The 12,741-nt window shown below is 61.6% G+C and carries 7 protein-coding genes; 4 read left to right on the forward strand and 3 right to left on the reverse strand.

Going from position 1 to position 12,741, the window contains the following annotated elements; genetic code table 11:
- Window positions 1–97: 97 nt before the first annotated feature.
- The 4 genes from FNT36_RS23110 to FNT36_RS23125 all read left to right on the forward strand — a co-directional run bounded on the left by FNT36_RS23110 (window position 98) and on the right by FNT36_RS23125 (window position 7,222).
- Window positions 98–787, forward strand: a complete 690-nt coding sequence (locus FNT36_RS23110; RefSeq protein WP_144852724.1) for a response regulator transcription factor — start codon at window positions 98–100, stop codon at window positions 785–787.
- A gap of 118 nt (window positions 788–905) precedes the next feature.
- Entirely contained in the window at window positions 906–3,008 is a 2,103-nt protein-coding gene (locus tag FNT36_RS23115; RefSeq protein ID WP_144852726.1) for a M13 family metallopeptidase, read from the forward strand.
- A 366-nt stretch (window positions 3,009–3,374) separates the two neighbouring features.
- The gene (locus tag FNT36_RS23120; RefSeq protein WP_144852728.1) at window positions 3,375–6,950 is read left to right on the forward strand and encodes an endo-1,4-beta-xylanase; all 3,576 of its coding nucleotides are present in this window, start codon (window positions 3,375–3,377) and stop codon (window positions 6,948–6,950) included.
- 56 nt (window positions 6,951–7,006) lie between these two features.
- Window positions 7,007–7,222, forward strand: a complete 216-nt coding sequence (locus FNT36_RS23125) for a PID-CTERM protein-sorting domain-containing protein (RefSeq protein ID WP_144852730.1) — start codon at window positions 7,007–7,009, stop codon at window positions 7,220–7,222.
- Between the two features lie 140 nt (window positions 7,223–7,362).
- Here FNT36_RS23125 and FNT36_RS23130 read toward each other — a convergent pair whose 3' ends face one another.
- The 3 genes from FNT36_RS23130 to xylA all read right to left on the reverse strand — a co-directional run bounded on the left by FNT36_RS23130 (window position 7,363) and on the right by xylA (window position 12,675).
- Window positions 7,363–9,963: a glycosyl hydrolase 115 family protein gene (locus FNT36_RS23130; RefSeq protein WP_144852732.1), complete on the reverse strand. Its 2,601-nt coding sequence runs from the start codon at window positions 9,961–9,963 to the stop codon at window positions 7,363–7,365.
- A gap of 88 nt (window positions 9,964–10,051) precedes the next feature.
- Window positions 10,052–11,134: an endo-1,4-beta-xylanase gene (locus FNT36_RS23135; RefSeq protein WP_144852734.1), complete on the reverse strand. Its 1,083-nt coding sequence runs from the start codon at window positions 11,132–11,134 to the stop codon at window positions 10,052–10,054.
- 224 nt (window positions 11,135–11,358) lie between these two features.
- On the reverse strand, window positions 11,359–12,675 hold the full coding sequence (gene xylA / locus FNT36_RS23140) for a xylose isomerase (RefSeq protein ID WP_144852736.1): 1,317 nt from the start codon (window positions 12,673–12,675) through the stop codon (window positions 11,359–11,361).
- Window positions 12,676–12,741 lie beyond the last annotated feature (66 nt).

Below are 12,741 nucleotides of genomic sequence, written 5' to 3' on the forward strand. Positions count from 1 at the left end.
ATCTTCTCATGCAAGGTTCTGACCTGATAAGATGCTTCGCAAGCTCAGCATGACAAGCGTATTGCCATCACTCATTGTCAATTACTAATTGAAAGAAATGCCTACTCTCCTCCTTGTCGAAGACGAGCTTTCGCTAGCTCGCATTGTGCAGGACAGCCTCGAAACCCGCGGCTTCACAGTGCATCACGCGGCCGATGGGGCACAGGGCTGGCAGCTGTTTCAGGACCTAGGGCCCGATGTAGTGGTAGCCGATGTGATGATGCCCGTGCGTGACGGCTTTGACCTGGCCGCCCAGATTCGGCGCGCTAGCGCAGCGGTGCCCATTATCTTCCTCACCGCCCGCTCGCAGCCGGCCGATGTGGTGCGCGGCTTCGAGCTGGGCGGCAACGACTACCTCAAAAAGCCCTTTAGCATGGATGAATTGGTGGTGCGGGTGCGGGCGCTACTGGGCCGCCCGCTGGTGGCAGCCCCGCCGCCCGTGCCCGGCCCACTGGCCATTGGCCGCTACCACTTCGACCACCCCCAGCAGCGCCTGCGCCTGGCCGATGGCAGCCAACCCGAAATCACCCTCACCCATCGCGAGGCCGAGTTGCTCAAGTGTCTGCTCGACCAGCGCAACCAAGTTCTCACCCGCACCGAGGTGCTGCGCCAATTGTGGGGCGACGACAGCTTTTTCAACGGTCGCTCGCTCGATGTGTTCATCACGCGCCTGCGCCGCTACCTGCGCCACGACCCACAGGTACAAATAGTAAACGTGCGTGGCGTGGGCTACAAGCTGCTGGCCTAGGACAATGCCGCTATTGCACTGCACTAAGTTTATGCCACGCAGTCAGAAATCAGTTCATAATGGGGTAAGTTTGTAGGCTAGCGCTTGGGCGCTGCTTCGCTCTTTTTACCTCACGTATATGTCTCATTTCCGCCTTGTTGCGGCGAGTCTGCTGCTCGGCACTGGCTTGGCCGGCTGCGCTAGTAGCGGCCCGGCCGCCCCTACTACCGCCGCTACCACTACTACCCCCACGGCCGCCGCTACCCCCGACCCCAAAGGTGTGGGCCTCGATGTAGCCGACCTCGACCGCTCGGTGTCACCGTGCGACGATTTCTATGAGTTTTCGGGCGGCAATTGGCTCAAGACCAACCAGATTCCGAGCTACGCCACCAGCTGGGGGCCGCGCAACCTGCTAGGCCTGCGCACCCAGGCCACACTAAAGCAGATTTTAGAGGAAGCCGCGGCCAACCGTAATGCCGCACCCGGCTCCAATCTCCAGAAGGTGGGCGATTTCTATGCCGCTGCCATGGATACCGCGGCCATCGAAAAGGCGGGCATCGCGCCGCTGAAACCCGAGCTGGCTCGCATTGCGGCACTCAAAACCCGCGCCCAGCTGCCGGCTCTCCTGGCCTATGAGCAGGACCTAGGGACCGGCGCCTTCTTCCGCAGCGGAGTGCAGGTCGATGAGAAGAACACGACGCGCTACGTGGTGCAGTTCGACCAGGGAGGCCTCACGATGGGCGACCGCGACTACTACCTCAAGGACGACGCGCGCACCCAGAAAGTGCGGGCCGCCTACCAAGCCTACATGCAGCAGCTATTCGGGCTGCTGGGCGACAGCCCGGCCGCGGCCCAGCGCAACGCGGCCACCGTCGAGCGCCTCGAGAAGCGGCTAGCCCAGGCCTCGCGCAGCCGCGTGGAGCTGCGCGACCCGCAAGCCAACTACAACCAGATGGCCCTAGCGGCCGCCGCGCAGCGCTACCCCGCCGTGCAGCTACCCAAGCTGCTGGCCGATATGCAGCTCAGCAAAGCGCAGGAGATTATCGTGGGCCAGCCGGCCTTTTTTGATGAGGTGAATGCGCTGCTCAAAACTGAGCCGCTGGCCGATTTGCAGACCTACATGCGCTGGCACCTGGTGCGCTCGCTGGCGGCCACGCTACCCGCCGCGTTCGTCGATGCTAGCTTCCGCTACAACCAAGTGTTGACCGGTGCCCGCCAGCAAACTACCCGCTGGAAGCGGGCGCAAGCCGCCACCGATGCTACCCTAGGGGAGGCATTTGGCCAACTCTACGTCGAGAAAGCCTTTCCGCCCGCGGCCAAGCAAAAAGCGTTGGAAATGCTCGCTAACATCAAGGCCAGCATGGCCGAGCACATCCAAACCAACACCTGGATGAGTGCGCCTACCAAGGCCGAGGCGCTGAAAAAGCTGAATGCGCTGCGCGTGAAAATCGGCTACCCCGATAAGTGGAAAGACTATTCGGCGCTGCCTATCAGCCGCGAGTCGTATGCCAAAAATGTGCTGGCCGCCCGCCACTGGGAAAGCCGCCGCGAAGCCGCACGCTTTGGCGGACCCGTCGACCACACCGAGTGGGGCATGACACCGCCCACCATCAACGCTTACTACAACCCGCCGCTCAACGAGATTGTGTTCCCGGCTGGCTACTTGCAGCCGCCCTTCTTTGACCCCAATGCCGATGATGCGGTGAACTACGGCGCCATTGGCGGGGTGATGGGTCACGAAATGACCCACGGCTTTGACGACCAGGGCCGACAATACGATGCTGCCGGCAACCTGCGCGACTGGTGGACGCCTCAGGACGCGGCCGAGTTCACGAAGCGCGCCGCCATCGTGGCCCGCCAGTACGACGCCTTTTCGCCCCTCGACTCGGTGCACGTGAACGGCAAGCTGACCCTAGGTGAGAACCTGGCCGATTTTGCAGGCCTCACCATCGTGCACGCGGCCCTCGAAAAGCAATTGGCTCAGCGCTACGGCAATGGGCCGCGGCCCAAGTTCGACGGCTTCACGCCCGAGCAGCGCTTCTTCTTGAGCTGGGCCCAGCTGCGCCGCCAAAATATTCGGCCCGAGGCTTTGCGTCAGCAAATCCAAACCGACCCGCACTCGCCGGGCCAGTACCGCACCATCGGGCCGATTATGAACATGCCACAGTTTCAGGCTGCCTTCGGCTGCAAGGAGGGCGATAAGATGACCCGCACGGCGGCCGACCGGGCTGTTATTTGGTAAAGGCCACTGTTGCGCGGGCTTTGCAAGCCGCCTAGCAGTAGCTGCCTACTTGCGAACGCTGACTACAAAACGTACGCAACATCGCTTTCAAAACAACTAAAAAAGGGGGACCTCAGCTGTAGCTGAGGTCCCCCTTTTTCTTGCCTATTGCCCAGTGCTCAGCTTACTGCTTTTATAAGATTCGGGCATTGCTAGCTATCACAAACGTTTGCCCGGTCTATCACAAACGTTTGCTGAAAAATAATCGCTATAGCGTTAAGGAACAGCTATCTAATCAACGCGCAAGACTTCTACTTTAGTGTGGCAAGCAGCGGATTATTCCGTGAATTTCTTGCTTTTCCTTTTCCCACCCAATCCTCTTCCTGTATGAAGAAACCTCAACGCCTAGGACTGGCGCTGGTGGCTGCGCTTGGCAGTCACTTTTCGCTCTTTGCCCAAAATGCGCCCGTGCCGTTTGAAGCGGAATCTGGCACCTCAACCACGCCGCCCGTAGCCGGGGCCACCATCGGCGACTGGGTTATCGGCACTACTCCGGCCAGCAGCACGGTGCCCGCGGCCACCTACATCACTACCAAAACCGACCAGACGGCCTATGCTGGCGGCAACGCGGCTCCTGCTACGGCGGCCCGCGTACTCACGTACAGCATCACGTTTCCGGGGGCGGGCAGCTACGACCTCTACGCCCGCATTTGGGTGGGGCCGGGTGGCTTCAATGATGATAGCTATTACAACGCCACCAGCTTTGGCGTGAAAAGCCCTACCACCAGCGGCGACTGGCGGCTGCAAAACGGCTTGGCCTCAGCCGGCTACGTGGTGGGCTCGACCCAGCCCGTAGATGGCCTAGGTACCGCCGGCTTCAGCGCCAATGCTACTACGCCGCTTTGGAAATGGGTAAATCTGTCAAAATTTGGCAGCGGCGCCTCGTTTACAGTGCCGGCGGGCAGCCTCACGCAAACCTTGCAGATTGGGGCGCGGGAGGATGGCTTGTACTTCGACAAGTTCGTGTTTGGGCAGACGGGTCTCAACTTCACGGTGGCTAACCTCGATGCGGGCACGCAGGGCTCGGCCGTCGTGGTAACGCCCGGGCCGGCCCCCACGGGTTCGCCCATTGCTATGGGCAAGCCCAAGTACCTAAGCTCGGCGTATAGCACGGCCCAGTCGCCCTACTTCGGGGTGTATTGGGATGGCACCACGCCCGAAAACGGCGGCAAGTGGGGCGTGGCCGAAGGCACCCGCGGCAGCTACAACTGGGCCGAAGCCGATGCGGCCTACGCCCAGGCAGTGGCTACAGGCGGGCCATTTCGCTTTCACACGCTCATCTGGGGCGCGCAGCAGCCTACCTGGCTCACCACCAGCGGCCTGAGCGACGCCGACAAGCTGGCGGCCATCAAGGACTGGTACCAAGCGGTAGCGACCCACTTTCAGGGCAAGCGCATCGACTTCATCGACGTGGTGAACGAGCCCACCCACCAGCCGCCCACCGGGGCCGCGGGGCCCGATGGCGGGGCTTACCTCAACGCGCTGGGCGGCAACGGCGCTACGGGCTGGGACTGGGTTATCACGGCCTTTCAGATGGCGCGCCAGTACTTCCCCAATTCTAAGCTGATGCTCAATGAGTACAGCGTAGAGAACGAGCCCAACCGGGCCGCTACCTACGTGGGCATTGCAAAGCTTTTGAAGGACCGCGGCCTCATCGACGCCATTGGTATTCAGGGGCACTCATTTTCGCTGGCGCCTACTTCTACGGCGTCCATTCAGGCCAATATGGCCACGCTGGCCTCGGCCAACCTGCCGCTCTACATCACGGAGTTTGACCTGGATGGCGCAACCGATGCCCAACAACTGGCCGACTACCAGCGCATTTTTCCGCTGTTCTGGGAAAATCCGGCCGTGCGCGGCATCACGCTGTGGGGCTACCGCCCCGGCCACTGGCGCACCAACCAGGGCGCGTACATTGCCAATGCCGACAACAGCGAGCGCCCAGCCTTGACGTGGCTGCGCACCTACGTGGCCAGCACCTACACCGGCCCCATGTGGACCGGCAACACCAGCGCTGCCTGGGCTACAGCTAGCAACTGGATTACCAACAACGGTGCGCCAGCCAACGCCCTCGTGTCGTCGGCCAGCACCTACACCCTGCCCGCGGCCACCGACGACGTCGTTTTCCCGGGTTACGCCGCCAACCAGCCCACCGTGAGTAGCGCACAAAGCGCTCGCAATGTGACGCTCGGCACCGGCTCGACCCTGACCACCAACGCCGTGTTGACCCTAACCGGCAACCTAACCAATAACGGCGGTGCAGTGGCCGGCACCGGCACCGTGGCCCTAGGTGGCAGCAGCGCCCAAATCATCGGCGGCACCACCGCCACCACCTTTCCTAGCCTCACAGTGGGCAGCGCCACCGCCAGCCTAGGTGCCCCCGCCAGCGTACGCCAATTATTAACGCTCAACGGCAACCTGACCACCAACGGCCGGGCCTTCACACTGCTTTCTGATGCTACGGGCACGTCTATGGTGGTGAATGCCAACGGTACTGTAGTAGGCAATGCGACAGTGCAACGCTACATCGACCCGACTGCGAACGCCAACAATGGCTACCGCCACTATGCCTCGCCGGTGGCGGCGGCTACGGTGGCTGACCTAGCCACGAGCAACTTCTCGCCAGTAGTGACCCCAGCTTATAACCAGGCCGCCAACCCCTACGCCGTAATGCCCTTCCCCACGGTATTTGGCTACAATAGCGCGCGGCTGACTTCAACTTCGGCCCTGACCAGTGCCTTTGATTACGGCTGGGAATCGCCGACGGCGCTGACCGACGTGCTGACGCCCGGCCTAGGGTACTCGGTGAATATTCCGGGCACCGAAACCGTTGACTTTGTAGGTACGCTCAACAACGGCTCTATCAGCCGCACCAACCTAGGGCGCGGGCCGCAGGCCGATGCTGGCTGGCAGCTGCTGGGCAACCCCTACCCCTCGGTGCTCGATTGGAACGCCGTGACCACCACCGGCCTCGATGCGGCCGTGTACGTGTTCCGCTCTACTGGCCCGTATGCGGGCACCTACTCGACCTACGTGCCCAACGGCCCTAGCATTAACGGCGGCACCAACCAGTTGGCGGCTATGCAGGGCTTTTTTGTGCGCACCACCTCGGCCAGCACGCCAGGCAGCGTCAACTTCACTAATGCAGCGCGCCTCACTACCTACGCCAGCCCCACGTTCCAGCGCACTACCGGCCCCGCCCCCTTGGTGCGCCTGGCCCTAGGTGCCGCTACCGGCCCCGCCGACGAGGCTGTGGTGTACTTCCCCGGCGATGCCACCACCGGCTTTGACCCCACCGCTGACGCCTACAAACTGCCCGCGAGCGGCACGCCGCTGCTAGCCAGCGAGCTGAATGCCACGGGCCTACTGGCTATCAACGCGCTACCGGCCCTAGGTACCGCCACCGTGACTGTGCCCCTCCGCGTGCAGGCCCCGCTAGCCGGCAACTACACGCTGCGCGCCACCGAGCTGTTGAACCTCCCCACTGGCGTGCAAGCCCTGCTGCGCGATACCCAGACCGGCACGCTCTTCGACCTGAGCCAGCCTACCGGCTACACCGTGAGCCTAGGAGCCGGCGCCGCTGCTGCCGGGCGCTTTGCGCTGGTGCTGCGCCCCAGCAGCCCGCTGGCTACTGCCTCGGCCGCGCTGAGCGAGCAAGTAAGCCTCTACCCCAACCCCGCGCATGGCGGCCGCCTGTCGCTAGGCCTGCCCACTGCAATGGGTCAGCACGCTATCGAGGCCGACGTCCTCAATGCGCTGGGCCAACCGGTGTTCCACCAGACCCTAGCGCCTAGTGCCAATGCTACCCGGCCGCTCACACTGCCAGTGCTGGCGCCGGGCATCTACACTGTGCGCCTCCAAACCAACGCAGGCACTATCACCAAGCGCCTTACCATCGACTAATGCCTACCCCGGGGTTTCTCCCGAAGCCTCGGGGCAGCTTTTAGCTATTCGTTTCCATGAAAAAGCATTTCTCTATGCGCTTGGCACTAGCCACAGCCGGGCTCTGGCTGATTACCGGCACCTTAGCCACCACGCATGCCCAAACGCCGACCACCGGTGGCCCCGCACCGCAAGCCCCAGACCCCACCGCCGTGCCCCTCGATGGCGGCGCCTCGCTATTAGTGGCAGCTGGGCTCGGGCTGGGTTTGCGCAAGCTGCGCCGCCTGCGGTAATCTGCTTAATAGAGGACCTAGGGTCCTTACCACAAACAAAAGCCCCTTGGCAAGTATGCCAAGGGGCTTTTGTTTAATTAGCTAGCTTCAAATTGACACGAGCGATGCAAGCAGTGTCGGCTTGCTGGATATTCGCTAGGCTAGCGCTTACCTAGGCTGCCGGGCACGGCCTGCGCTTTGCCTTTGCCCGCCTCGCCAGCCGGTGGCCCTAGGTAGGTAGCGGGCAGCGGGCTGGGGCTCACCACCAGCTTTTCGAGCACCACGCCGGGGTCTACGCGCCAAAACTTGAGCACGTGCGCGCCGGCCGCGGCCACGTTGTGCTGCGAGGTTTTCAGGATGATATTTTCAGCCACCGCCCTTTCCCAGGGTCTGTTGCCATTATCGGGGTTGAGGCCCGTGTGCAGGTTGATAATCTGCGGGGCCTCATCGTCGATAGACACGGCATAGCGCAGGCCGGTGGTGTTGGTAAAGTCTAGCGTGGGCGCGAGGTAGGTGCTCACCGTCACGGGGCCGGCTTGGGGCAAGTTGATGCGGTACTCCAAGTGCGGACTATTGCCGCCCGGCGCAGTTGTGGGCGCCGCCGTAACCGGGAAGGCTGTAACTGCCCCCGCCGTACGCCCTAGGTCGGGCAACCGCTGCCAGGTGATGGCACCAGCGTTTACGGCCTGGGTGTAGCGTTCAGCCTCGAGCGAGACGTAAGTAGCACTTTCAGTCACAACGGCCTGGGTTGCAGCTACCGAGGCCGTTGCGCCAGCTGGCAGCGTCATTACCTCGGGCATCTTATCCACTTCCGGCTGCTGCCAGTAGGTGTAGCCGATGTGCGTTTGATCCATCATGTGGTTCCACTTGCCGCCGGCCAGGGCGTGGTAGCGCTTCTTGAGTTCTGCGTCTTTGGCATACAGAGCTTTCGCTTTCTCGGCCAGCGCGTTGGTGCTGGGCTGGTTGGTTTTGGCGGCCGCGCGGTTTTGGGCCACGGTGTAGTACAGCTCGTTGAGGTTGGCGCAGGCCAGCACCGGGTGCAGCACCAGCTCGAAGTAAGCATCGCGGTCGGCGGCGGGCAGCTTTTGGCCGATAGCCTCGGCGCGGTTTAGCAATTGGTTATACTCGGCTACCACCGTAGCCCACTCGCCGGTGGCCAAGCTGTAGGTGTTAGCATCGAGCAGCTCGGGCTTGCGGCGGCTGTTGTACTTGGCATACTTAGCCAGAATGTCGGCAATATCGGCCGCGTGCTTCGGGCCAAACTGCTGCTCGGCCCAGCGCTGGGTGTAGGCGGCCACGCCATCGGCGGGCAGGGCGTCGGGGTTCCAGGCGTAGTTGAGGAAAAAGCTGATGGGCAGCTCCACCGGCTTGAGGTCGCCCACGTTCACCACCCAAATCTGGTTGGCACCGTACTCGTGCGCCAGATGCATCTGCTCCCAGATGCGCGGCAGCGGGTTAGTGTTCAGCCACTTGTAGTTCCTAGGTCCGCCCACGTAGTCGAAGTGGTAGTAGATGCCGTAGCCGCCCTTGCGCGTCGCGTCGCCTAGCTTAGGCAGCTTGCGTAGGTTGCCCCAGTTGTCGTCGCAGAGCAGCAGGGTCACGTCGTCGGGCACGCGCATGCCCTTGTCGTAGTAGTCCTGTACTTCTTTGTAGAGCGCCCACACCTGCGGGGTTTGGTCGGCGGGCTTGCGAGTTTCTTCGGTCAGAATCTGGCGCTGGTCGGCCACTATCTTTTCAAGCAGCTTGATGTTGCTGCCCTCGCTCATGGGCTCGTCGCCATCGCCGCGCATGCCGATGGTCACGATGCTTTCGTGCGTGCCCATATTCTTAATACCCTGGCGCCAAAACTCTTGCAGCACCGGCGCATTGGTTTGGTAGTTCCAGGGGCCTTTGCCGTAGCGCTTCCACTCCTGTTGGGCGCGCTGCATGGGCTCGTGGTGCGAGGTGCCCATCACGATGCCGTAGGTGTCGGCCAGCTCGGGGCTGCGCTTGTCGTCGTCATTAAAGGCATTGCCCCACATGGCGGGCCACAGATAATTGCCTTTCAATCGCAGAATTAGCTCGAACACGTGCTCGTACATCTTCGAGTTGATGCCGCCAAATTTCTCCTTGGCCCACCCGCTGAGCGCGGGCGCTTCGTCGTTGAGGAAGATGCCTCGGTACTTCACCTGCGGCGTACCTAGGGTGTGGCGGCCAGCCGCCACGTACAGGTTCTTCTGCGGCTTGGTCGGCACGTCGGCCCACCAATACCAGGGCGACACGCCCATCTGCTCCGAGAGGTCGTAGAGGCCGTAAATGGTGCCGCGCTTGTCGGAGCCAGCCACTACCAGCGCCTGCTTCACGCCCGGCAGCGGGTTGTCGATGGCCTGCACCACAAAGGTTTCCCAGCGCCCAGCCAGGTTGCTCACGTCGAGCTTACCGGCCTGCACTAGCTTGTCAATCAAAGGGCTATGCCCTAGGGTACCTACTAGCACTACTGGCACTTGGGCAGCCGGCGCATCAGTCAGCAACTGCGGCTCGCGGCCGGTCACGCGCTTGATGTCGGCCTGCACGTCGCGCATGGTGCGCAGCACGCCGGGCCAGTCGCTTTCGCTGGCGTAGAGTGCGGCGGCCTTGCCGCCAGCCACCAGCGGAAAGCTACCGGTCGCTTTTTTGGCCGAGATATAGTGCTCGCTGAGCGGGGCGGCTACTTGCTGCGCATCAGCCAGCGCAGGCGACAGCAGAGCGAGGGCGAGAGACAGGCGGGAAAGGATAAAACGCATGAGAACTAACTGTTTTGAACTTAAAACGGGTCATGCTTCGCTGCGCGCTGCATGACCCGTTTTTAACTTACTATTATCTTCTGATGAATTAAAACTTCACCACCTCGTAATAAGCCTGCTTGGGCTTAAAGTTCTCGTCAAACAGCAGTGGGTGGTTCTTCCGCCCCGCCACTGGGTAAGTATCGAGCCACGAATAATGGTCGGAGATATTCCAGAACGTGATGCCGGTCAAGTACTTCTTCTCGTCGCGGAATACCTTGAAGAACATCTTGTATTGCGCGGCCTGCTTGGCCTGCATTTCGGGCGTGTAGGCGTCCGACTCGTCGGGGCGCTTGGCGCGGCGGTCTTTCTCCCAAGGGTAAACGGACACGTCAAGCTCCGTCACCTGCACCTTGAGACCTAGGGAGCCAAAGCGCTCGATGGTAGTGCGCAGCTCCTGCTCGGTGGGCTCGACCAGCGACCAGTGCCCCTGCAAGCCCACCGCGTCGATGGGCACGTTGGCATCCTTCAGCTTCTTGAGCAGCTTGTACACGCGCTCCATCTTCTCGGGGCGCTCGGTGTTGTAGTCGTTGTAGAAGAGCACGGCCTTGGGGTCGGCGGCGTGCGCATAGCGGAAAGCCTCGGCAATGAAGTCCTCGCCGCAGATTTTGTACCAGTCCGAATTGCGCAAAAACTCGTTGGGGTTGTCAGCAATAGCCTCGTTCACCACGTCCCAGGCGTAGATTTTGCCTTTGTAGCGCTTCACCACCGCGTCGATGTGGTCGTGCAGGCGCTTGAGTAGCACTTCCTTACTCACTTGGCTGCCGTCGGCGTTTTTGAACAGCCAGCGGGGTGTCTGCTCGTGCCAGCAGAGGTTGTGACCACGCACCTTCAGCTTGTGCGCCTGCGCAAAGTCTACGATGGCGTCGGAGGGGCCCCAGTTCCAGCGGTTTTCCTCGGGGTGGATTGGCCCCATCTTCATGTCGTTCTCCGGCGTCAGACTATTGAACTGCTGCAAGATAAGCGCTGCCTCGGCGGGGTTTTGCAGCGCCCGCGGCGACACAGCTACGCCAATAGGAAAGTAGTCCTTGTAATAGTCTTTCAGGCCCTTATCAGCGTCGGGGCGCTGGCTGCTGGTTAAGGTCAGGCTGCCCAGCAGCAGGGCACCTAGGGCAAGGCGGGTGGGGTTCATAGGGAAAAGGAAAGGCTATCCCAAACGCAAAACCCCACCCCCCGGCCCCCTCCCCTTCGGGAGAGGGGGAGCCTAGCGTTAGCTGTTGGCTACTGGCAGCTAGCTATTTGCTCTTTTCAAAAAAGCTACTGGCTAACCGCTAAAGGCTACTAGCGAAGTCGTCAGGCTCCCCCTCTCCCGGAGGGGAGGGGGCCGGGGGGTGGGGTCCTACGTCAGGTCAGCGATTAGATGTACTGGTTGATGATGCTTTCCAGCCACTCTTGCTTGCCGCTGCGGGGCGTGGGCTCGCCGGCTTCGTGCGCGATTTTGCGCAGGTCTTCCAGCGTCAGGTTGCCTTTGGCAAACTCAGCACCAGCACCCGAGTCGAACGAAGCGTAACGCTCCTGGCGGAACTGCTTGTAGGGCGACTTGGTGAGGATGGCATCGGCCGTCACGAGGGCGCGGGCGAAGGTGTCCATACCCGCGATGTGGGCGATGAAGATGTCCTCCAGGTCGGTTGAGTTGCGGCGGGTTTTAGCGTCGAAGTTGATGCCGCCCGGCTTGATGCCGCCGTGCTCTAGGATGATGAGCATCGACTCGGTCAGCTCGTTCAGGTTGTTGGGGAACTGGTCGGTGTCCCAGCCGTTCTGGTAGTCGCCGCGGTTGGCGTCGATGCTGCCGAGCAGGTTGGCATCGGCGGCTACTTGCAGCTCGTGCTGGAAGGTGTGGCCGGCCAGCGTGGCGTGGTTCACTTCCAGGTTCAGCATGAAGTCATTCTCCAGACCGTGCTCTTTGAGGAAGCCGATTACGGTAGCGGCGTCGAAGTCATACTGGTGCTTGGTGGGCTCGGCTGGCTTGGGCTCGATGAAGAATTTGCCCGTAAAGCCCTGCTTGCGAGCGTAGTCGCGGGCAATGCTCAGGAAGCGACCTAGGTGCGCTTGCTCGCGCTTCATGTCCGTGTTGAGCAGGGTCATGTAGCCCTCGCGGCCACCCCAGAAGGTGTAGCCCTCGCCGCCCAGCGCGATGGTGGCGTCGATAGAGTTTTTTACCTGCGTACCGGCGTAGGCCACCACCGAGAAATCGGGGTTGGTGCTGGCGCCGTTCATGTAGCGCGGGTTCGAAAACACGTTGGCCGTGCCCCACAGCAGCTTCACGCCGCTTTCCTGCTGGTGCTGCTTAAGGTAATCTACCACGGTGCTCAGGTTGCGCTCGTACTCGCTCAGCGACGAGCCCTCGTCCACGAGGTCCACGTCGTGGAAGCAGTAGTAGGGCGTGCCGAGCTTGGTGATGAACTCAAATGCGGCGTCGGCCTTGTCCTTAGCGCGGCCCACGATGTCGCCTTTGGCATCCCAGGCAAAGTCTTTGGTGCCGGGGCCGAAGGGGTCGCCACCGGTGCCCACGAAGGTGTGCCAGTAGGCGGTAGCAAAGCGCAGGTGGTCCTTCATGGTCTTGCCAGCTACCACGCGGTTTTCATCGTACCACTTAAAAGCTAGGTGATTATCTGACTCGCGGCCTTCAAACTTAATCTTGTCAATGCCTTTAAAAAATTCCTGGTTAGCCATGAGCTGAGAAAATGATTGGGGTAATGAGGGGTAGTAAAGAGATAGTCACCCAAAGGGCGCTTTTCC

This window comes from Hymenobacter setariae (assembly GCF_007713685.1).
GTDB lineage: Bacteria > Bacteroidota > Bacteroidia > Cytophagales > Hymenobacteraceae > Hymenobacter > Hymenobacter setariae.

Coding starts and splice junctions, on each gene's coding strand:
- FNT36_RS23110 (WP_144852724.1), top strand. CDS start 98: ATGCCTACTCTCCTCCTTGTCGAAGACGAGCTTTCGCTAGCTCGCATT.
- FNT36_RS23115 (WP_144852726.1), top strand. CDS start 906: ATGTCTCATTTCCGCCTTGTTGCGGCGAGTCTGCTGCTCGGCACTGGC.
- FNT36_RS23120 (WP_144852728.1), top strand. CDS start 3,375: ATGAAGAAACCTCAACGCCTAGGACTGGCGCTGGTGGCTGCGCTTGGC.
- FNT36_RS23125 (WP_144852730.1), top strand. CDS start 7,007: ATGAAAAAGCATTTCTCTATGCGCTTGGCACTAGCCACAGCCGGGCTC.
- FNT36_RS23130 (WP_144852732.1), bottom strand. CDS start 9,963: ATGCGTTTTATCCTTTCCCGCCTGTCTCTCGCCCTCGCTCTGCTGTCG.
- FNT36_RS23135 (WP_144852734.1), bottom strand. CDS start 11,134: ATGAACCCCACCCGCCTTGCCCTAGGTGCCCTGCTGCTGGGCAGCCTG.
- xylA (WP_144852736.1), bottom strand. CDS start 12,675: ATGGCTAACCAGGAATTTTTTAAAGGCATTGACAAGATTAAGTTTGAA.